Origin of the sequence: Hellea balneolensis DSM 19091 (assembly GCF_000428525.1) — a bacterium.
Taxonomy (GTDB): Bacteria; Pseudomonadota; Alphaproteobacteria; order Caulobacterales; family Maricaulaceae; genus Hellea; species Hellea balneolensis.
On record NZ_KE386760.1, the window covers coordinates 203298 to 222441 of the forward strand.

The window sequence follows — 19144 nt, forward strand, 5'->3', positions numbered from 1 at the left end:
AAAACTGAGGATGATTTAATGCGCCCAACTGCACAGTTCACTGGACAGCAAGATGGGGCGTCTTTTACAGGCGTGACTATGATATCGCGCCTCATAATCTCTTTCATTATCAGCCTCTCATTTGTCTTCACAGCCGCGGCAAATGTCTCCTCCCAAGTGCGCACTCCCGGTATTGATATTCAAGAGCTTGATAAGCGCGCCGATCAGCTTATGCATCAGCTTGAAATGGTTGGCTTGTCCGTGGCAGTGGTCGAAGACGGGAAAATGACATGGGCGAAAGGCTATGGCGAAACGCTGCGCAATTCAAACAGCCCGGTTACAGCTGATACTGTGTTTCGCTGGGCCTCTGTTTCCAAGGGCGTAGCTGCCGCCACCGTATTATCCCTTGAAGAAGAAGGGCATTTCTCACTGGCTGAACCCGCTAAATTTCATGCCAGCTCGCTTGAACTTCCGGCCTCTGATAAACCCATTACAATCGAAGACTTGCTCTCGCACCGCGTCGGTATTGTCCGTAATGCTTATGATAATCGTATTGAAGGCGGTAAAGGGGCCAAGACGGTCCGGCGCGCCTTGAAAGAGCTGAAATATTTATGCGAGCCCGGTACGTGTCATACCTATCAAAATGCAGCTTATGATGCCTCGTCTGAGATCATAGAGAGCGTCACAGGCTTGCCCTATAAGGCGGTTGTCCAAGACCGTATTTTTGGCCCGCTCGGCATGGATACGGCGAGCACAACATTAGAGGGTTTGCAACGGTCCAAGTCTTGGGCGAAGCCACATGGACGATTTGGAAATCGTATTAACCGTGTTAAAGAGACTTATTACCGCGTTCCTGCAGCGGCAGGGGTAAATAGTTCGGTTAAAGATTTAGCGAAATGGATGATGGCTCAAATGCCGGCGGAGCAGAAACTACCGGAAACAATTCTGGTCGACATGCAAACGCCTCGTATTATTACGCCGCGTGAACAGCGCTTTATGCGCCGTAAGTATCGCGCTCTCGAAAATGCCCATTACGGATTAGGGTGGCGCGTCTATGATTATACAGGACATAAAGTCATCGGACATCGCGGCGGTGTTCAGGGCTACCGTGCTTTGGTTCTCTTCGATCCCGAAAAGCGGTCTGGTATAGCTATGATGTGGAACAGCCCGCATTCCCGCCCCATAGGGCTGCAACTTGAATTTATGGACCAGCTATACGGCCTTCCGAAACGTGATTGGTTACGGTTGAATAAATGACAATTCACGCGCCTTGCTAAATGTGATATAAGCGAGTCTCCATGGAGGTGTTGATATGAGTTATATTCAAGGGTTTGTTGTGCCTGTCCCTAAGGCCAAGAAAGAGACCTATATAAAATTAGCGGCGGCCTCGGCGCCGATTTTCATGGAATATGGCGCGGTGCGTGTTGTTGAAAATTGGAGTGAAAATACACCTGATGGAAAGGTTACGGATTATAAGAAAGCTGTCCAAGCAACAGCAGATGAAGCCGTTGTCTTTTCTTGGATTGAATGGCCGGATCAAAAGACCTGTGACGGGGCGGCGCAGAAAATGGAAAGCGACCCACGTTGGGGCGAGATGGGCGAAATGCCTTTTGATGGGAAGCGCCTGATATATGCTGGGTTTGAGACGATTTTTGAGACATAAGTTTTAAAGAGCCAATAAAAAACCCGCCTCATTGGGCGGGTTTTAAAATCTTAGAATCGGTGCTTAGGCGGGCATTCCCGTGAACGGGCTTCGCCCGCAGACCGGTCCCTGTGTTTGCTTGCAAACACTAGGGTCACGTGAATGTTAATATCCAGCTTTCTCCAATTCTGCTTCAAATTCCGGAAGCGCTTTAAAGAGGTCCGCAACTAAGCCGTAATCCGCGACTTGGAAAATCGGCGCGTCTTCGTCTTTATTGATAGCGGCGATGACCTTGGAGTCTTTCATGCCTGCCAAATGTTGGATCGCGCCTGAAATACCGACGGCAATGTAAAGAGCTGGCGCAACGGCTTTACCCGTTTGGCCGACTTGCCAATCATTAGGCACAAAGCCCGCATCGACGGCCGCGCGAGATGCGCCCATAGCTGCGCCGAGCTTATCTGCGATACCTTCGAGCAGTTTAAAGTTCTCGCCATTACCCATGCCGCGTCCGCCAGAAATAACGACTTTCGCTGCAGTGAGCTCAGGGCGGTCTGATTTGGACAGCTCTTCACCGACATATTCGGATTTGAAAGGCCCTGCCGGATCAGCAAGCATTTTATCAGCGGCTGAGCCGCCTTCGCTCGCCGCGGCAAAAGCTGTTGTCCGTACGGTGACGACTTTCTTGGCGTCTGTGGATTGCACAGTGGCCATAGCATTACCCGCATAGATCGGACGCACAAATGTATCTGCGCTCTCAACGCCTGTGACAGACGAGATCTGCTGAACGTCAAGCTTAGCGGCAACGCGCGGCATGTAGTTTTTATGCGTGGTCGTATCAGGCGCAAGTATAGCATCATAATCGCTCATGAGCGGGACAATGACAGCTTCCATAGACTCGGCGAGCTGACGCTCAAGAGAGACATGGTCAACACCCAAGACATGACGCACGCCGTTGATTTTGGCGGCTTGGCCCATAACGTCTTTGACGCCTTTACCTGCGACAAGCACATCAACATCTACGCCCATCGCCGCTGCGGCTGTAACAGTTTTATGGGTCGCGTCTTTAAGGTCTGAATTATCGTGTTCAGCAACGACAAGAATAGCCATTAGATAACTCCTGCTTCGTTTTTAAGTTTATCAACTAATTGCGCGGCATCTTCGACTTTAATACCGGCTTTGCGCGCTTCTGGTTCAGTGACCTTAAGCGTTTTAAGGCGCGGCGCTGTATCGACGCCGTAATCGGCAGGGGTCTTAGCATCGATCGGCTTTTTCTTGGCCTTCATAATATTGGGAAGAGAAGCATAACGCGGCTCATTCAGGCGAAGGTCAGTTGTAACGATAGCTGGCATTTGTAGCTTTACAGTCTGCAATCCACCGTCAACTTCTTTCACAACTGTAAGCTCACTCCCTGCTTGCTCCATAGAGTTAGCGGCTGACCCGATAGGCCAATCCATAAGTGCTGCAAGCATACCGCCTGTTGAGCCATAATCATTATCAATGGCTTGCTTGCCAAGAATAACGAGCTCAGGGCCTTCTTCGTCGCAAATCGCTTTGAGGATTTTAGCCACCGCCAAGGGCTCTAAATCTTCATCTGTTGTGACGTGGATACCGCGGTCCATACCCATAGCAAGGCCTGTACGAATAGTTTCTTGCGCTTTAGCTGGGCCGATTGAGACGACTATGGCTTCGCTCGCCGCGCCGCTTTCTTTCATCTTAACGGCTTGCTCGACAGAAATTTCGTCAAAAGGATTCATAGACATTTTGACATTGGCAAGATCAATGCCGGATTGGTCCGATTTAACGCGGGCCTTTACGTTGTAATCAAGCACGCGCTTGACAGGAACAAGGACTTTCATATGGGTCTCCAAAATTTGCGGGAGGTCTAAATCATTATACGCGAGATGCATATGCGATAGATGGGCGCAGAAAACAAGGGAGAGCCCTCAGATTTATATGCACTTTGTTGCATATGCGCGGAGTGTCCGTAATCGATGCAGGGCATCGATTACAATGTAGCGCTCTCATCGCTGGCGATGAAGGTTACTAACGGCTGGCACCTGGCATAAATCGATATTCTATCAATTCCGGACACTCCGTAACCGACACGTCAACAATTTAAATATGATCCGAAAGAGGGAATTAGAGTTGATTAATAAACCATATCAGAATGACCTCTTTGAAAGTAAGTCCACCAATTCAGCAACTTTTTCTTCTCGTGCAGAGATATCGTCACTCGCGATAGCGGCGGCCAAACAGTGGTCAACATGGTCTTTCAGAAGTTCACCCTCAACGCGCCGCAATGCGGCTGTAACGGCTTTGACTTGCACAAGGATATCTACGCAATAGCGATCTTCATTTATCATCTTTTGTAAGCCCCGCACTTGGCCTTCTATACGGGAGAGCCGCTTGAGACTGGCACTGCGGCGTGCTTTTCTGTCTTTTTGCATATCATGACCATTTTGTGACTTGAGATATCGAATTATTTATACCATAGGGGGGTATGCGTTGTGTTACAACATTATTCGCCAGTCTAGCCCTTGTGTCAGGCATAGCTGAGGCCCGTCCCGTCTCTTATCCCGATGCGTGGACCGTGATGCTGCGCAATGACGTCTATCAAAACAGCGCCCATATTCATTATACGCTTGATACACAGCATAGCTTGGGGTTGCGTCTTAGATATGATCGGGAAGGTGATTTTGTCTTTACAGGCGCACAGCTGAACCGTCTCTTTAAACGTTGGAACAAAGTGGATAGCCAGGCCAATCTATATGGCCGCATCGCGATAGGACAGGTCACGGATAATCTAGATGAGACTGAACTTCGCCTGACACGCGGCAATGACGAGGGTCTGTTTTTGGGCATATCGGGGGATTGGGAAACACGGCGCTATTTTGTTTCGGCTGCTGCGGAGCATTGGGAAAGTGGCCGTTTTGGAGAATTTTCCAGTTTTCATGGCCGGCTAGGCGTTGCCCCCTACGTTGCCAATACAGGCGCGCTCCATAGTTGGATTATGGTGGAAGGGCATCACCGCCCCGAAAGCAATGATAAAGTTGCGGCAACGGCTTTGCTGCGTTTTTTTAAAGGTCCATCTTTACTGGAAGTCGGTGTTGACGACAAAGGTGAGCCCCTGCTTAATTATATTCATAGGTTTTAGGAGACGGATTATGAGATTACTGATTACACTTATAACGGCTGCGACGCTCAGCCTTGCCCCTACGGCAGGTTTTGCCAAAGACAAGAAAATGAACGGCCCAGAGGTGGTTGAGATGGCCGATATTTCGGTTGGCCTGAGCGGGCTTGTCTGTGATTTTTGCTCTATCGCGCTCAATAAAACATTTAAAAAACGTGATGAAGTGCGCGGTACTTATGTTGATTTGGACACAAAGCTTCTCTCTGTCGCGCTGAATGAAGGGGAAACCCTCGCGAATGAAGAGATTGTAAAGCTGGTTAAAAAAGCCGGTTATTCGACAACCAAAATCACGCGCAAAGACGGCAGTGAATTTATACCGCCTGCTAAATCCTAGAGATGAGCAAAGCGAAACTCGCTTTTCGGGAAACAGCTGCGCCAACTGTTGCGCTAGTCACAAGCCTCTCAACGCTTATTTGTTGTACCTTGCCAGCAGTGATGATCACTTTGGGCATGGGCGCCGCTTTGTCATCCCTAACATCAAATGTGCCGCAGCTCATTTGGCTGTCAGAAAGAAAACCCCTCGTCTTTGGCGGCTCATTTATTTTGCTTTGTTTGGCCTGGTGGGTCCGGTATTTGACCCGAAATATGCCGTGCCCTGCTGATCCTGCCCAAGCTAAAGCCTGCGCCCGCTTACGCGCTCTTGGCGGATGGGTGCTTTATATTGGATTTGGCGTTTGGGCGGTCGGCGCGTTTTCGGCTTTTGTTCTACCGAAGCTTCTCGCTTAGGCGGCGCTTAAATATCCAATAAGCAGGGACAAAAAAGCACCGACGTGAACAACCATAATGGCTTTGTCTTTCCACATAATCCCAACAACAAACCAAAGAATGATTCCAACGAGGAAAAAATAGACATTCCAAGGGGTATAGTTAAGTCCCGTCAGTCCATAGCCGATGAGCTGTATGGCGGTCGCAATCCATTTAACGATATCAACTTTTTTCATAATAGCCCTCAGTGTTAGCGGCATAGCCGTAGCATAAATAAAAATGGCCTTAGCCGTATGGCGAAATTAAAGTTCCTAATTTTGCGTTTTCAGGGGCAATGACGTTCATTCATTTGATGAGAAGCTTATCCAATAGCATGATAGCTATCACCCTCGATCCGCCGCCATAACAAGTTTGCGGTAATCTTTTAAATCCCCATCATAGCGCTTTGCCTTGCCATTATTAACTAGCCATAATCGGTCGGCCGTAGCTTCTGCAAGGTAAACGTCATGGGTAATGAGAAGGACGGCTCCGGGAAAATCATTTAGCGCGTAAATGAGGGCTTCGCGGCTATCTATGTCCAAATGGGATGTGGGTTCGTCAAGAATAAGCACATGCGGCTTTTCAATCGACATTAGGCCTAGCAAGAGGCGTACTTTTTCGCCGCCTGAAAGTTTTTCAACATGGGTGCTGACCTTTTCATAGGCAAAGCCCATTGCGGCGGCAGTGGCGCGGACTTTTGACTCTGACGTATCCTTGGGTAAAGCACGAGCCACGTGATTGAGGACGCTCTCACCTTCGGTAAGCTCGTCAAGTTGGTCTTGGGAGAAATAGCCAATGCGAATGGCTTTGGGCGCTTTGCGTTCACCGCTCATAAGAGGCAGGCGTTCGGCAATAGATTTAACAAGTGTTGTTTTGCCTTGGCCGTTTGCGCCAATAATGGCGATGCGATCATCTGGATCGAGGCGTAATGTGACGTCTTTAAGGATCACCGCCTCCTCACCATAGCCGAGATTGGCTTTCTCTATTTCCAGCATCGGCGGGGCTAGTTTTTCCTTTGGCCCGGGGAATTTGAAAGGGGTTGTGCGCTCGGCCAATGGGATAGTGATTTCCTGCATTTTCTCCAGCATTTTGACCCGTGATTGCGCTTGGCGGGCTTTGGAAGCTTTGGCTTTGAAACGATCCACAAAAGCTTGCAAATGGGCGCGATCAGCATCTTGCTTGGCCTTTTGCGCTTCGAGCTGCGCATTCTTAATAGCCTGCATCTTCATCCAGTCATCATATCCGCCAGAGGTTATGGTCAGTTTTTGATGTTCAAGGGCCAATGTATGCGTAACGCTCCGATTAAGCATTTCGCGGTCATGAGACACCATAATGACTGTATGCGGATATTTGCGTAAGTAACCTTCGAGCCAAACAGCACCTTCGAGATCGAGATAGTTAGTCGGTTCATCCAGCAACAAAACATCCGGTTCGGAAACAAGCACACCCGCGATTGCGGCGCGCATGCGCCAACCACCTGAAAACTCTTTCGTCGCACGGTAAAAATCCTCATCTGAGAAGCCAAGGCCATTTAGGACTTTTGCCGCGCGCGTATCGGCATTCCACGCATCAATATCAATCAGGCGCGCGTGAATATCTCCCAAGCGATCCGGATCTGTCTCAGTCTCAGAGTCTTTCATCAATTGATGGCGTTCTGTGTCGGCGGCGAGCACGACATCCATAATCGTATCATCTGTAGCTTCGACTTCTTGTGCGACCCAGCCAAGTTTGGCACCTTTATTCATACGAATGGAGTCATCCCCGCTTGGTTCTGTCACCTCTTCTCGGATGAGCCGGAGCAGAGTAGATTTGCCTGTCCCGTTTCGCCCAATCAGCCCAACTTTCCAGCCCGCTGCTATTTGTGCAGACGCACCTTGAAAGAGTGACCGGCCTTGAATGCGGTAGTCTAAATTTGAAATCGTCAACATGGGCGGGGCTTTAACCCTGTGAGGGTTGAATGCAAGTAGCAATGAGGATTTTCGCTTTGTAAGCATAATTCGAGGCGCAGAGGGAAACTCTATTATAATAAAATACTATAGCAAAAATAGAAATTTTATATTTAAACTATGCAATAAACTTTATTATGGGGTCGTCATAACATATGGAACCAAATCGCGCCTTAAGGCGTATAGAAATCATAAAACTAAAAGGGTCATTCTTATGCAAAAATTACTACTTACATTACCAGTATTTGCTGTTGCGCTTGCGGGTTGCGTTACGGATACATCACCTGTCAAAACTGAAGACGCGATGACAGAAAAAGTCATGAAGACGACTGCACCTGAGCTATGTACAGATATGGGGCCGCAAACGCCGCGCGATATTGCAAGCCTGTCGGGTAAAAACCTTATGGAATTTGCCATAGCTCCAGCATCAACAGAGATGAATCTGTGTAACATTCACACCCATACAAATGCCGAGCATAAAGGTCCTGGCTTTAGTGTCTTCGTGAATAATACGGATAGTGGCGGTTATGCGTGTAATGATGCAGATAGTCTTTCAGATTTAGAGCTCTTCGACCCCTATCAAGGCAAAGGCGCTTATAAAGGCGTGAAGCCGGGCGACACAATCGAAGTTCATTGGGTCCATACATCCTGTGACATTGAGCCAGGTGAAGGCCTTGGGTCATGCTTGACAGATACATGTACCGACCCGCTGCTCCGCGTTGAGGCGCAAGTATTCTTGGTCGTTAACGATCCTGAAAACGCCCTTGATTTCACTAAAATGGATTATGAAGGAAAATCAGATGCAGGTTTTCATCAAGCCGGTATGATCCCGTCAGATACAGGCACGCCAGTTGTCTTCCGCGGCTCCACAACAGGACCGAGCTATGACCAATCCACATGCTCACCCATGAAAGTAACATGGAGCGTGCGCCCGAATTGTGCACGTGTCGATATCAGCTCGCTGCACCGCTGGGCTGAGCAGGGCAATGTCTTTAACGAGAAAAAGTCCCATGGCGTAAGGCAGCTCGTAACAGCGCCAGAATTGCTCTCGCCTATCGGTCAGTAGTTCAATTATTATCGGATCCCCCTTTCCGATCTCACTTGGCCCTGTTTTATAGCAGGGCCTTTTTGTGTTTTAGATTTTAGGAATTTATAATGATCAAAACGCTTAAATTACATACTCTCGCCTTATTAGGCGCTTTCATGGTGCCCTCGCTTGCAGCGGCTCAAAATACAGGCGGCGTTTTTCCTCCAATGGTCAATGATGGCCATAAGTCAGCGCAATACCGCATTGCTATCAACCCAGACAATGCTGCGGGTGAAACAGGCTTTGCGCAACGCCTACATTATCAACAATCACTCAATGGGGATATGATGTGGCGGGTTGTGGGTCAGACTCGAAAAACAGCCGACTCAGATTTTGATTTCGACTTCCTTCAAGCTGAGCTGTTTTGGGAGCTTAGCGATGATGAGGACCAGCATAAAACAGGTTTGCGCTTTGATGCACGTTTGCGTGATGAAGGCCGGGCGGAACAATTAGGCTTAAATTGGACGAATCAATTTAACTTTGAAAATGGATGGAGTGCTAGAGCCCTCATACTCACGGCTGTGCAGATTGGTGAGAATGCCGCTGACGGCGTAAACCTACAAACCCGAGGACAGATTGCACGAAAAATGGAAAGTGGTCACACGTTGGGTGTTGATATGTTCAATAATTATGTCCGCACAGGCAATATTGGCAGCTTTAAAGAGCAAAGCCACACGATAGGTCCATTTGTGGCTGCGCCTTTGGGCGATGGTGTGTCTTTATATGCTGGGCCCCTTTTTGGCCTGTCAAAAGCGGCGCCGGATCTTGAGGCGCGCCTTTGGCTGACACGGGGCTTCTGAGCCGCAGGCGAATGAACACAGGCAGGTTTTTAACAGATAATATCTTGCATTCATGTGGTGAGTTGTCTAAACGCCCCATTCCTCGCAGAGGATGCAGCGCTACAGGCTAAAGGCATGCCTGTTCGCTCAAAAGGCCGCCCTGTGGTTTCTTCAACCGCAAGGGCACAATTAGGAGACCGAAATGCCAAAAATGAAGACCAAGTCAGGCGCTAAAAAGCGTTTCAAACTGACAGCCAGCGGTAAGGTGAAAGCCGGACAAGCGGGCAAACGCCACGGTATGATCAAGCGTACCAATGACCAAATTCGTAAACTTCGCGGCACAACTGTGTTGTCCGAGTCTGATGCGCGCGTCATTCGTAAAAAATATCTGCCTAACGGCTTGAAAAAGAAATAGGAGCGAGACATGTCACGTGTAAAACGCGGTGTCACCAAGCACGCCCGCCACAAAAAAGTTATCGATGCTGCCAAGGGTTACCGCGGCCGCCGTAAAAACACCTTCCGTATCGCGAACCAAGCTGTCGAGAAGGCCGGTCAATATGCTTATATCGGCCGTAAGCTGAAAAAGCGCCAATTCCGCGCGCTCTGGATCCAGCGTATCAATGCAGCCGTGCGTGAGCATGGCATGACATATGGCCGCTTCATGGACGGTATCAATAAAGCCGGTATCGAGCTCGACCGTAAAGTTCTTGCCGATATGGCTGGTAACGAGCCCGAAGCGTTCAAGCTGATTGTTGAAACAGCCAAGAAGCACGCTTCAGTGCCGCATACAGTCAAAGCTTAAATCTAGCTTTCATATGAATTAGAAAAGGCCTCGCAATGCGGGGCCTTTTTGCTATTCGGAACTCTCTTTCTTTTCAGGTGTTCTTTAATGGACACATATAGGAGAGAGTTATGTCAGCAGATACTTATGCTATTTCAAAAATCGTCGGCACATCCAAGAAATCTATCGAAGATGCAATTGAGAACGGATTGGCGACCGCTAGCGAAAGCGTTCGCGGTATGAATTGGTTCGAGGTCGTCTCGACACGCGGATATATCGAAGACGGAAAGGTCGCCTATTATCAGGTGACGATCGAATTTGGCTTCAAATACAAACGCTAGAGCGCTGCTGCGGCCTGATCTAGTTTATGTCATGGGTTTGGGGCTAGGCCTTCATTGTGAGCCATCACCTCTTCTAAATCATTGATAAAGCTGTAGAGCTGATATGTCTGCTCCGTAAATGGAAGTGCCCGGCGCGTAATATAAAGCGCTTGGGCGTAATCTTCTTTGGCAGCATAAAGGTTAGCTAAGGGCAGGGCGATAAGAGGGGCGCGCTGAACAACATTGGTCGCTTTGATACGGGCAATAGCCTGTGCAACATCCGGATCCATCCCGTCTGTGTTATCAAGATCTGTCAGGGCCATTTTGACAAGCAGGTCCGCATTATCAGGATAAGCCGCCAAAAGAGGCCGCAAAGTCTTGCGCATCATAGCCCCTTTGGCGTAATTTCCATTGGCAAATTCCTGATAATGAATATGAGCCTGTAAGAGTTTGCCATTAGGAACATTTGGATCCAATGCGAGCGCCATATCAATTTGCTCTCTGGCTTTGACAGCCCACCCCAACATGAATTGTTGCGCGGCATCAGATACCAGTAATGAGGGTTTTAGCTCAGGATCTGTCTCAATTTGGCTACGCAGAGACTTCATAGTTTCATTGATTGAGGCTTGTGATGACGTCAGAGATAAAAGCCTGTATTGCTCAGCGGCCGCTTGGCTTGGCGTTAGGTTTTTAACTTTAACAGAGGCAGTCAATCTTCCAGGCTTTGGTGAATAAGTCGCGATGGGCATCTCGTCTGATGTCGCGTAGCTTTGTAGTATAAGTTTCAAATCTTCTGTGGATTTCCCCAAAACCTCTTCAACAATTTTTTGAAGATCATCCTGTTCGGCCTCTTTCGAAGATTTGAGGGCCGCGTAACTCGTATTGGACATGTTGGGTTTTGTATCAACATTTCCCCCGACCAGATTGATTGTTCGCTCAGCAATACGGTCAAGCTTTTCCATGCCGCCAGCTTGGTTTTTCATATAATGAACTAAAGCCCAGTTTTGCGCATAAAAGAAGGTTGTGTTGCCCGGCCTGCCGGCCCAGCCTTTTGGCGCTATATGAGTCGGAACCGCTCCGAATTCGATTTGGGAAAATGATGAAAATTGAGATTTCAACGGATACCATCCTTTAATCGGATAGCCCATGAGAAGCTGCTGCAAGTCATGCGGCGTGCCAATTCTATACTGCCCGTCTGGGAGCTCCTCATAGCTTGCAAAATATTCGGCAAGGCCTTCCCCCAACCATCTGGGCGTTACTTTCTGTCTGTGCGAAGAGGTAAAGTGATGCACATATTCATGCCGCAGACTATTACGTAACTCTTGGATATCTCCCGCAGCGGCATTTCCGTTTATTATGGCTCTGGGGCCCGCAATTGTGGGTTGGTATATCGCTATGAAGTCCTCACTTAGGTCGAGAACTTTAAAAATATCAGGATCAGACACGATATACATATCAACTCTCTGGTCTGGTGTAGAGAGCGGGATATTATGTATTTCAAATAAGGCAGACCGAAAGCGCTCAAGCTCGGAAATCATATCAATAGCGTTAGAGGTGTCGATTTCGCCTGATAATGTAAAGTTATCTGACTGAATTTGGACCGCGCTCTGTGCGTGGCTTAGCTTGGCGGATATCAGACATAGGCTGATTAAAGCAGAGAGGATAAGGCGCGTCATAGCTAACTGATATAGAAAGCCGCCCTAATCGCAAGTCTAGAGCGCTTCCTGTTTGACATCTCCTAAAATCGACCCTATACGCCGCCCAAATCCGCGCAGTTCTAACCTGCGCTCTGACCTGTGCGACACCCTCAAGGGGACGATGCAGGCGGAGTCCTCCGGTCGACGTTATCGTTCATCGGAGCCGTTAGTGCTATGCGATTGTGAATTAATGAAGGAAATACATGTTCGAGGCCCTTGGCGATAAATTAGGCGGCGTATTTGACAATCTTACGGGGCGCGGTGCGCTGTCGGAGAAGGATGTCAACGCCGCTATGCGCGAAATTCGCGTGGCCTTGCTAGAAGCCGATGTCGCTCTGCCCGTTGTCAAAGACTTCATTGAAAAGATTAAAGTCGAAGCCGTTGGCGAAAAAGTCATCAAATCGGTTAAGCCCGGTCAGCAAATCGTCAAAATCGTCCATGACGCGCTTATACAAATGCTCGGCGGGACGCTTTCTGAAGACGAAGCCGATATCGAGGCCGCCGCGGTTAGCTCTCAATTGAACCTCGCGGGACGACCGCCTGTCGCCATTCTTATGGCTGGTCTTCAAGGCTCCGGTAAAACGACTTCGACAGGCAAAATTGGTAAATTCCTCAAAGAGCGCGGGAAGCGCAAAGTCTTACTCGCCTCGCTTGATACAAATCGCCCTGCTGCGATGGAACAACTTGGCATTTTGGCAGAGCAAACGGGCGTTGGCTTCCTTCCTATTGTGAAGGGACAGTCTGCACTTGAGATTGCGAAGCGCGCGATGAATGAAGGCGCGAAAGGCGGCTATGATGTTGTCTTTCTTGATACAGCTGGCCGCACGACTATTAATGATGAATTGATGGACGAAGTCGCGGCGATTGCTGAGGCAACCCAGCCAATTGAAACGCTCCTCGTGGCGGACGCGCTGACGGGTCAAGACGCGGTTGAGACCGCCAAACGCTTTCATGCCCGCCTCCCGCTGACAGGTCTCGTCCTCACGCGTATTGATGGTGATGGCCGCGGCGGCGCGGCGCTCTCTATGCGGGCTGTGACTGGCTTGCCGATTAAATTTCTCGGGACGGGCGAAAAGCTAGACGGCCTCGAAGCCTTTGATGCAGAACGCTTGGCGGGCCGTATTTTGGGCCAAGGTGATATTGTCTCGTTGGTTGAAAAAGCCTCTCAGGTTATTGACGAAAAAGACGCTGCTAAAATGGCCAAAAAGATGGAGAAGGGGACGTTTGATTTAGACGACCTTGGAAAACAGCTTGGCCAAATGCAAAAAATGGGCGGCATGGGCGGGCTTATGAAAATGATGCCTGGCATGGGCAAAATGAAAAAGCAGCTCGATGCAGCGGGTGGGATTGATGATCGCTTGCTCAAGCAGCAACAAGCCATCATCCTCTCCATGACACCCCAAGAGCGCAAAAAGCCAGACTTGCTTAAAGCGTCTCGTAAGAAGCGTATCGCGGCGGGTTCAGGCATGAGCGTGCAGGAAGTCAACAAGCTTTTGAAGATGCACCGCCAAATGTCCGATATGATGAAGAAGATGGGTAAGGGCGGTATGGCTGGCCTGATGCAGCAAATGGGCGGCATGCCAGGCATGCCAAAAATGCCCGGCGGGATGATGCCTGGTAAAGGTGGAATGCCGAACCCCGCCAATATGGATCCGGCGCAGCTCGAAGAACTCAAAAAACAAATGGGCAATATGCCAAAGGGTCTTCCGGGCCTTGGTGGTAGTCTTCCCGGATTAGGCGGCGGAAAACCAAAGCTCCCCGGTATTGGCGGTCTGCCATTTGGTAAAAAGAAATAACTGAACTGACTAAATTAAACTGAATGCTTATTTAAAGGAAAACATCATGGCACTCAAATTACGTCTCGCCCGTCACGGCGCTAAAAAACGTCCTTATTACCGCGTCGTTGTTGCGGATAGCCGCTCACCGCGCGATGGCCGTTTCATCGATATTGTTGGGAAATATAACCCAATGCTTCCAAAGGACTCAGAAGAGCGCGTTATTCTTGATGTTGAAAAATGTAAAGAATGGCTCGGTAAAGGGGCTCGGCCAACAGAACGCGTCGCCCGTTTCCTCGGTGCTGCTGGTCTCTGGGAATGGAAAGCGGGTAATAACCCGATTAAGGGTAAGCCTGGCGCCAAAGCTGAGCAGATGATCAAAGACAAAGCTGAAAAAGCCGAAGCGCGTAAAGCGGCTGAGGCCGAAGCTAAGGAAGCGGCGAAAGAGGCGGCTAAGGCGGCAGAAGAAGCGGCGAAAGAAGCTGAAGCGGCTGAAAAAGCTGCAGCTGAGGAGGCTAAGAACGCACCTAGCGAAGAGGCTCCCGCAGAGGAAGCCCCTGCAGAAGAGCCAAAAGCTGAAGAGTAGCCTTTCGCAATTAATTAGAGCTCAAACCGAAGAGTTTTCTCTTCGGTTTTCTATTTGACGAGAGATAAGAGGGCGGCGCTAATCATGTCATCTTCTTCCTCATCTCTGAGAGGCGGCAACCTGTCTGCGCAAGCCCGCATCGCTTCAGTGCGTTTGCTGACCTTATAGACCGCTGTCAAATGTTCCGTTTTTTCGCGTGCCGTCATTGATTTTTCGATCATGCTTTCCAGCGTCATGAAGACGGTTTTGACGCGCCGCGCGTATAGTTGCGCAAGTGCTTCTCCCGTTTCCGTCAGGACCAAAAAGAAACTTCGTGTATCTGTAAGGTTTTCTTTTTTAATGACCATATTTGCCTTTTCCAGCTTTGCGACGGCTCGCGTTACTGTCGCGGGGTCATAGCGTAGCATGGCGGCAATATGCGCCGGCGTTAGAGGGGCATCATAAAATTCAAGACAGGCCATGACTCGTAATTCACGCAGTTTGAGCCCATGGGTTTCCCCAATAGAGGGCATGACGCATGTTTTGATTATGGCATCATAATCATCCGCTATTTTTTCGGATAGCGCCTGAAAAGTGGTATCTGCATAGGATTCGGGATTAACCTTGAGTTTTGGTCTTATGTCACGAATGAGTTTGTTTGTGTCATGAGATGACATGCGTAGGCTCCTTGCGTATAGCGATACGCCTTATTGCCCACATCTCTAAGGTCGCGCCCCCCAATGAAATCATTGAAGTTTCAATCATATATTAGGCCCTAAAGGTTAAACATCGGTGAAGGCTTCACGCGTCATCCGTTTCTTTTTCAAGGCCATCATCGAGCCAATGAGATAGAACATTTTCAAGATGCATATCCCATAGAGTATGCGCGATGGATTGTTCCAAGGGCAGTTTGCATGTGACTTCTGAAATAACGGCTTCTCCTTTGTGAACTTTGACCCGTTTTAATTTCAAGGATTGCCCGTAATTGATAAGATGAGGGATATTCATCAAAACCAGCGTATCAGAAAGGCGGTCGATTTGTGTTTCGCAAATCGAGGCATCGATAATTGCAAGATCCGGGGGGTCGGTGACAAGAAGCCTATAGGCTGACGTGACCTTTCCGATGGGCCCAAATATAACTTGGCGATCTTTATAAAGGTGCTGTGCAATGCGGTGCCCGAAAGCTGCATCATTTTGCACAATTAGAATATTTGAATGAATTGTATCTGTCATTTTATAGCCCTTAGCCGGTATTATTTTAATAAAGCCCGGATTGTCAGCGTCGCAACATTCCCCGCGGCAAGCGCCGCATCGTTGATGGCGATATTACAATCTGAAGCGCCGCAATCCTCTTGAAAGCCAGGCGTGTCTATCGTTCCACCGCTAAAGCCTGACATGTCCGCCATCGCGAATTTAAGCGTCCCATCAAGCGTGTTTGTAAAGCTAATATCCTCGGCCGAAGTGCTGTCTGCGGAATTACGAAATATGAATTTATATTCAACACAAGCTCCTGGAATGGCATATCCTTCCATGATGGGCCCTGACGGATTTTCGCAGTCTATGCCTTCTTGATGATGAACTCTAAACTCTGTTGAGGCCGTCAGTTGTGGCGTGTCGATTTGGAAGCTATTTGTGGCGGAATGATCACCTTGTTTTGCCATTTCAAAACTTGTGCCGGAGGTATCTGCTAATAGGGTATCTGCGCCTCTGTCACCTTCTGAATCTCTAAGATAAACGGGCGTGTGCGGGGAGGCGGCTGTACTCGGCTCAAGCGTTTCGGCGATTAAAGTAACCTCACCTACAGCGCCTGACTCAATACCTCTGCCACTAGGGATAGCGCTACGTATTTTGACCCAAATGACAGCGTCTGAGTGAATATCATCTGTGATGGGGTCACCGTCTAAACTGGTGAAGTGGCCATCATCAGCGCCGGGCTCAAAAACGCCGTCACCATCATCAAGGGCTGTAAATATTTGGATGCTGGACACATCAAAATCATCTGACGCACCGTTCATGACGCGTAATTTATAGGCTTGTAGGTCATTCCCCATATTGGAGACAGAGAATAATAATTCTTGATCTGTTGCGCCTGGCACAACTGTTTCATCTCCGAGGGCCGTTACGGTTAGATCAATAATGCGGTCAACCGTAAACGTGATCGCATCATTAGCATTTGATACTGTATCCTGCGTAACGCCGCCGGCTGAGTAATCAAGAACATAGCTATTTGTAACAGTTGTATTGGCGGGTGTCCCAGCCGCAAAAGCGGACGGGCTTATAGCTGCCATTAATCCGCCCATAAGGGTGACAAGTCCGGCCCGTTTTACATTATTTTTAGTCAAGCGGATACGCTCGTTGAAATTACTCATTCTCATCTACCTAATCTTACGAGCGTTTATTCGCTCTTATGTAATAAGAGCCATCCGGGGCCTACTTTGGGAACAAACCCCGGATGGCTTTTTTGCGACTGCCATTGGCTTTGGGAAGTGGTCCTGCAGTCTATGTTACCGTGGGTGCCCTTGGGTGGGCCGCCTCTTTCGATGCTTGTAAGCTAACATGAACAAGACTGCAGAAAAGTTAACAGCAGCAAGAAAAATGATGTAAAAACAATGACTTGAAACTTCAATTAGTTAATTTCAGCTTCAACTAAATTCCTTGAAACTTCAACAATAATCATTGAACCTTCAAGTAAAGCCGTTTCAAATTCAAAAACTATCCAGTTTTATGAGGATTTTATTTGAAATTGCAAAGACCTCTTTTTTTAAAGGCTCCAAAGTTAAACCGCCCTTAACCCTAATTGGTCACCGAATATTAACCCTAATTTCAGCAAATAATTTTTTCTCACAGAGATCTCTTAACAATTATATCTGAAATTATGTCTTGGAGCCTGATTTTGGGCTCACTTTAGGAGGCTTATTCTAATAATTAGGCGTAAGTTTTAGGCAACACACTTATTGGAGAAACACTATGAGCAGCCAGACATTAGAAACAAAGACGTTCACCCCTGTTAAAAATACAATTTTAGCCGTGCGCCGCACGCGCCGTGCCTATCTCGGTTTACATGTCGCGGCCTTTGAGCAAGCACAGCTCGGATTTTCTAAGGCGCGTGAGCTTACAGATGGATTGTTTGAAGAGCTCGTATCGAAAGGTGAGGTTCTTGAAGCTAAAGCAGGCGTGTCTTTTAAGAGCACGCAGGTCAAAATGATCGAAGGTTATAATGAGACGGCGGAAACTGTACGAGATATCTTGCCATCCTCAGGCAATCGCGTTGAAGAGCTTGAAGCAGAAGTTGCCTCGCTAACGGCTAAATTAAAATCCTTGGATAAGCCAGCAGCGAAAAAGAAGGCGGTCCAGAAAAAGACAGTGAAGAAAGCTACGTCACAAACAGCTGTTAAGAAAGCAGCCCCTATAAAAGCTGAGGCCGAAACCGCTCTGGCTGATAAATATGTCTCATATGTCGAAGATGTTCGCGGATATGACAAAGAAGCCGATGCCGCCATCATTAAGAAAATTGTTGATCATTGCGGTATTGCGCTACAAAGCCGTGATGGTCTTTTCGTGGCCTGTTCTGATGAAACAGAGCGCCACACAGTTCGCGATAGTTGGCTTATCAAAAAGCTTGGCGTGACAGGCGAAACACCTGCGTTGGATGCAAAGGTGATGGCTGTGTGCGAAACGATGCAAAAAGACCGCATGAAGTCACGCGTCACATTCTATTACCTTCTGGCGAAAAATGAAGGCAAGCTTGCCTCTCTCTAAGCTTTTGAAGACTGTGCTGAATTTAAAACCCGTCTTTCGAGGCGGGTTTTTTTATAGCTCAATTTTTTAAAAGAGCGATCCTTTAAGACCGTCCAAAACAAATTGCGCCGCTAATGTTGTTAGCAAAACACCTAAGACGCGGGTCAATACATCTGTCACGCTTTTACCCATGAGCTTCATGAGCGGGCCTGCAATGAGGAAAGTGATCAGCGTGATGATAAGGGTGAGCGCCAAGGCCGCAAGAATTGAAATTTGCCCGGCCAATGTTTCTGTCTTGCCCATCATAATTAAAAGCGAGGCCATGGTTCCGGGTCCTGCAATCATTGGAATACCCATGGGGAAAACTGAAATATCTTCGGGGTGAGTAACCTCTTCCAACACTTCCTCTGCGCGGCCTTCACGCGATTCCGTGCGTTTTTCAAACACCATGTTCAAGCCGATAATGAACAGCATGATGCCGCCGGCTATGCGCAGGGCATCGAGGCTTATACCCAATTTTGAAAATATAAACTCTCCGACATAGGCAAAGCCAAAGAGTATGATAGAGGCAATGAAAACTGATTTAAACGCCATCGCTTTTTGATGTTGACGCGATGTTCCATTGGTTAGCGTTGCAAAAATTGGCGCGCAACCGGGCGGGTCAATAATCACAAATAAGATGGCAAAGGCCGAGAGGAAGAGCTCAACTTCAAACATGGCGGCGGCATAGGCCTTTCCCCCGCAAAGGGCAAGGCTTTGTCTTAAGTTGCGCGTCTCTCATCGGTCCCTATCACGAGCCGACTGACCAAGCTTTAAGCGGTGTTTTTGCGTCGGATTGGGCTGTGATTTTGGAAGCTCCTCGAAGATTCTTTACGCTGTCCTCTTGAAACTCAATAACGAC

General features: G+C 48.4%; 23 protein-coding genes. 13 read left to right on the forward strand and 10 right to left on the reverse strand.

Annotated features, from left to right (window positions below):
- The first annotated feature begins 18 nt into the window (after positions 1–18).
- Both F569_RS0115545 and F569_RS0115550 read left to right on the forward strand, forming a co-directional pair.
- Positions 19–1236: a serine hydrolase domain-containing protein gene (locus F569_RS0115545; RefSeq protein ID WP_162143795.1), complete on the forward strand. Its 1218-nt coding sequence runs from the start codon at positions 19–21 to the stop codon at positions 1234–1236.
- A 55-nt stretch (positions 1237–1291) separates the two neighbouring features.
- Positions 1292–1642, forward strand: a complete 351-nt coding sequence (locus F569_RS0115550) for a DUF1428 domain-containing protein (protein WP_026942953.1) — start codon at positions 1292–1294, stop codon at positions 1640–1642.
- A gap of 144 nt (positions 1643–1786) precedes the next feature.
- On the opposite strand, the gene F569_RS0115555 is transcribed toward F569_RS0115550, so the two are convergent.
- The 3 genes from F569_RS0115555 to F569_RS0115565 form a co-directional block, all read right to left on the reverse strand.
- Positions 1787–2728 carry an electron transfer flavoprotein subunit alpha/FixB family protein gene (locus F569_RS0115555; protein ID WP_026942954.1) on the reverse strand — a complete coding sequence of 314 codons (942 nt, stop codon included), beginning with the start codon at positions 2726–2728 and terminating at the stop codon, positions 1787–1789.
- A complete protein-coding gene (locus F569_RS0115560; RefSeq protein WP_026942955.1) occupies positions 2728–3477 on the reverse strand; it encodes an electron transfer flavoprotein subunit beta/FixA family protein in 750 nt (249 codons plus the stop codon). Before F569_RS0115560 ends, F569_RS0115555 begins: the two co-directional genes overlap by 1 nt.
- A 306-nt stretch (positions 3478–3783) precedes the next feature.
- Entirely contained in the window at positions 3784–4068 is a 285-nt protein-coding gene (locus tag F569_RS0115565; RefSeq protein ID WP_026942956.1) for a metal-sensitive transcriptional regulator, read from the reverse strand.
- Positions 4069–4121: 53 nt separating this feature from the next.
- Between F569_RS0115565 and F569_RS18560 the strand changes: the two genes are divergently transcribed.
- The 3 genes from F569_RS18560 to F569_RS0115580 are packed head-to-tail and all read left to right on the forward strand — an operon-like array spanning position 4122 to position 5537.
- Positions 4122–4775, forward strand: a complete 654-nt coding sequence (locus F569_RS18560; RefSeq protein ID WP_051279975.1) for a hypothetical protein — start codon at positions 4122–4124, stop codon at positions 4773–4775.
- 10 nt (positions 4776–4785) lie between these two features.
- Positions 4786–5145 carry a heavy-metal-associated domain-containing protein gene (locus F569_RS19250; RefSeq protein ID WP_051279976.1) on the forward strand — a complete coding sequence of 120 codons (360 nt, stop codon included), beginning with the start codon at positions 4786–4788 and terminating at the stop codon, positions 5143–5145.
- Positions 5146–5147: 2 nt separating this feature from the next.
- Positions 5148–5537, forward strand: coding sequence for a hypothetical protein (locus F569_RS0115580; RefSeq protein WP_026942957.1), 390 nt, complete (start codon positions 5148–5150; stop codon positions 5535–5537).
- Here F569_RS0115580 and F569_RS0115585 read toward each other — a convergent pair.
- A complete protein-coding gene (locus F569_RS0115585) occupies positions 5534–5752 on the reverse strand; it encodes a DUF6552 family protein (RefSeq protein WP_026942958.1) in 219 nt (72 codons plus the stop codon). The genes F569_RS0115580 and F569_RS0115585 overlap by 4 nt on opposite strands.
- Positions 5753–5899: 147 nt before the next feature.
- The gene (locus F569_RS0115590; RefSeq protein ID WP_026942959.1) at positions 5900–7483 is read right to left on the reverse strand and encodes an ABC-F family ATP-binding cassette domain-containing protein; all 1584 of its coding nucleotides are present in this window, start codon (positions 7481–7483) and stop codon (positions 5900–5902) included.
- A 232-nt stretch (positions 7484–7715) separates the two neighbouring features.
- Here F569_RS0115590 and F569_RS18570 point away from each other — a divergent pair, with 232 nt between their 5' ends.
- From F569_RS18570 to F569_RS0115615, 5 genes are all read left to right on the forward strand, one after another.
- Positions 7716–8567: a delta-class carbonic anhydrase gene (locus F569_RS18570; RefSeq protein WP_233353709.1), complete on the forward strand. Its 852-nt coding sequence runs from the start codon at positions 7716–7718 to the stop codon at positions 8565–8567.
- Positions 8568–8656: 89 nt separating this feature from the next.
- Positions 8657–9388: a hypothetical protein gene (locus F569_RS0115600; protein WP_026942961.1), complete on the forward strand. Its 732-nt coding sequence runs from the start codon at positions 8657–8659 to the stop codon at positions 9386–9388.
- Between the two features lie 181 nt (positions 9389–9569).
- Complete coding sequence (gene rpmI, locus F569_RS0115605; RefSeq protein WP_026942962.1) at positions 9570–9782, forward strand: 50S ribosomal protein L35; 213 nt, start codon at positions 9570–9572, stop codon at positions 9780–9782.
- 9 nt (positions 9783–9791) lie between these two features.
- Complete coding sequence (rplT, locus tag F569_RS0115610; RefSeq protein ID WP_026942963.1) at positions 9792–10169, forward strand: 50S ribosomal protein L20; 378 nt, start codon at positions 9792–9794, stop codon at positions 10167–10169.
- 110 nt (positions 10170–10279) lie between these two features.
- Positions 10280–10489 (forward strand): dodecin, encoded by a 210-nt coding sequence (locus F569_RS0115615; protein WP_026942964.1) that lies wholly within the window; start codon positions 10280–10282, stop codon positions 10487–10489.
- A 29-nt stretch (positions 10490–10518) separates the two neighbouring features.
- Here the strand turns inward: F569_RS0115615 and F569_RS0115620 are convergent, their stop codons facing one another.
- Entirely contained in the window at positions 10519–12144 is a 1626-nt protein-coding gene (locus F569_RS0115620) for a tetratricopeptide repeat protein (protein ID WP_026942965.1), read from the reverse strand.
- Between the two features lie 224 nt (positions 12145–12368).
- On the opposite strand from F569_RS0115620, the gene ffh reads away from it, so the two are divergent.
- Both ffh and rpsP read left to right on the forward strand, forming a co-directional pair.
- Complete coding sequence (ffh, locus tag F569_RS0115625; protein ID WP_026942966.1) at positions 12369–13961, forward strand: signal recognition particle protein; 1593 nt, start codon at positions 12369–12371, stop codon at positions 13959–13961.
- 46 nt (positions 13962–14007) lie between these two features.
- Positions 14008–14526, forward strand: a complete 519-nt coding sequence (gene rpsP / locus F569_RS0115630) for a 30S ribosomal protein S16 (RefSeq protein ID WP_026942967.1) — start codon at positions 14008–14010, stop codon at positions 14524–14526.
- A 50-nt stretch (positions 14527–14576) separates the two neighbouring features.
- Here rpsP and F569_RS18575 read toward each other — a convergent pair whose 3' ends face one another.
- The 3 genes from F569_RS18575 to F569_RS0115645 all read right to left on the reverse strand — a co-directional run bounded on the left by F569_RS18575 (position 14577) and on the right by F569_RS0115645 (position 16874).
- Positions 14577–15182 (reverse strand): MarR family winged helix-turn-helix transcriptional regulator, encoded by a 606-nt coding sequence (locus F569_RS18575; RefSeq protein WP_034389220.1) that lies wholly within the window; start codon positions 15180–15182, stop codon positions 14577–14579.
- 124 nt (positions 15183–15306) lie between these two features.
- The gene (locus F569_RS0115640; protein WP_026942968.1) at positions 15307–15738 is read right to left on the reverse strand and encodes a hypothetical protein; all 432 of its coding nucleotides are present in this window, start codon (positions 15736–15738) and stop codon (positions 15307–15309) included.
- Between the two features lie 20 nt (positions 15739–15758).
- Positions 15759–16874 carry a hypothetical protein gene (locus tag F569_RS0115645; protein ID WP_026942969.1) on the reverse strand — a complete coding sequence of 372 codons (1116 nt, stop codon included), beginning with the start codon at positions 16872–16874 and terminating at the stop codon, positions 15759–15761.
- 598 nt (positions 16875–17472) lie between these two features.
- Between F569_RS0115645 and F569_RS19445 the strand changes: the two genes are divergently transcribed.
- The gene (locus F569_RS19445) at positions 17473–18264 is read left to right on the forward strand and encodes a DUF2853 family protein (protein WP_233353710.1); all 792 of its coding nucleotides are present in this window, start codon (positions 17473–17475) and stop codon (positions 18262–18264) included.
- A gap of 66 nt (positions 18265–18330) precedes the next feature.
- Here the strand turns inward: F569_RS19445 and F569_RS0115655 are convergent, their stop codons facing one another.
- Positions 18331–18960, reverse strand: a complete 630-nt coding sequence (locus F569_RS0115655; protein ID WP_026942971.1) for a MarC family protein — start codon at positions 18958–18960, stop codon at positions 18331–18333.
- Positions 18961–19144 lie beyond the last annotated feature (184 nt).

Bases quoted from the DNA above. Each gene is read 5' to 3' on its own strand.
- F569_RS0115545 (WP_162143795.1), top strand. From the start codon at position 19: ATGCGCCCAACTGCACAGTTCACTGGACAGCAAGATGGGGCGTCTTTT.
- F569_RS0115550 (WP_026942953.1), top strand. From the start codon at position 1,292: ATGAGTTATATTCAAGGGTTTGTTGTGCCTGTCCCTAAGGCCAAGAAA.
- F569_RS0115555 (WP_026942954.1), bottom strand. From the start codon at position 2,728: ATGGCTATTCTTGTCGTTGCTGAACACGATAATTCAGACCTTAAAGAC.
- F569_RS0115560 (WP_026942955.1), bottom strand. From the start codon at position 3,477: ATGAAAGTCCTTGTTCCTGTCAAGCGCGTGCTTGATTACAACGTAAAG.
- F569_RS0115565 (WP_026942956.1), bottom strand. From the start codon at position 4,068: ATGCAAAAAGACAGAAAAGCACGCCGCAGTGCCAGTCTCAAGCGGCTC.
- F569_RS18560 (WP_051279975.1), top strand. From the start codon at position 4,122: ATGCGTTGTGTTACAACATTATTCGCCAGTCTAGCCCTTGTGTCAGGC.
- F569_RS19250 (WP_051279976.1), top strand. From the start codon at position 4,786: ATGAGATTACTGATTACACTTATAACGGCTGCGACGCTCAGCCTTGCC.
- F569_RS0115580 (WP_026942957.1), top strand. From the start codon at position 5,148: ATGAGCAAAGCGAAACTCGCTTTTCGGGAAACAGCTGCGCCAACTGTT.
- F569_RS0115585 (WP_026942958.1), bottom strand. From the start codon at position 5,752: ATGAAAAAAGTTGATATCGTTAAATGGATTGCGACCGCCATACAGCTC.
- F569_RS0115590 (WP_026942959.1), bottom strand. From the start codon at position 7,483: ATGTTGACGATTTCAAATTTAGACTACCGCATTCAAGGCCGGTCACTC.
- F569_RS18570 (WP_233353709.1), top strand. From the start codon at position 7,716: ATGCAAAAATTACTACTTACATTACCAGTATTTGCTGTTGCGCTTGCG.
- F569_RS0115600 (WP_026942961.1), top strand. From the start codon at position 8,657: ATGATCAAAACGCTTAAATTACATACTCTCGCCTTATTAGGCGCTTTC.
- rpmI (WP_026942962.1), top strand. From the start codon at position 9,570: ATGCCAAAAATGAAGACCAAGTCAGGCGCTAAAAAGCGTTTCAAACTG.
- rplT (WP_026942963.1), top strand. From the start codon at position 9,792: ATGTCACGTGTAAAACGCGGTGTCACCAAGCACGCCCGCCACAAAAAA.
- F569_RS0115615 (WP_026942964.1), top strand. From the start codon at position 10,280: ATGTCAGCAGATACTTATGCTATTTCAAAAATCGTCGGCACATCCAAG.
- F569_RS0115620 (WP_026942965.1), bottom strand. From the start codon at position 12,144: ATGACGCGCCTTATCCTCTCTGCTTTAATCAGCCTATGTCTGATATCC.
- ffh (WP_026942966.1), top strand. From the start codon at position 12,369: ATGTTCGAGGCCCTTGGCGATAAATTAGGCGGCGTATTTGACAATCTT.
- rpsP (WP_026942967.1), top strand. From the start codon at position 14,008: ATGGCACTCAAATTACGTCTCGCCCGTCACGGCGCTAAAAAACGTCCT.
- F569_RS18575 (WP_034389220.1), bottom strand. From the start codon at position 15,182: ATGTCATCTCATGACACAAACAAACTCATTCGTGACATAAGACCAAAA.
- F569_RS0115640 (WP_026942968.1), bottom strand. From the start codon at position 15,738: ATGACAGATACAATTCATTCAAATATTCTAATTGTGCAAAATGATGCA.
- F569_RS0115645 (WP_026942969.1), bottom strand. From the start codon at position 16,874: ATGAGTAATTTCAACGAGCGTATCCGCTTGACTAAAAATAATGTAAAA.
- F569_RS19445 (WP_233353710.1), top strand. From the start codon at position 17,473: ATGAGCAGCCAGACATTAGAAACAAAGACGTTCACCCCTGTTAAAAAT.
- F569_RS0115655 (WP_026942971.1), bottom strand. From the start codon at position 18,960: ATGTTTGAAGTTGAGCTCTTCCTCTCGGCCTTTGCCATCTTATTTGTG.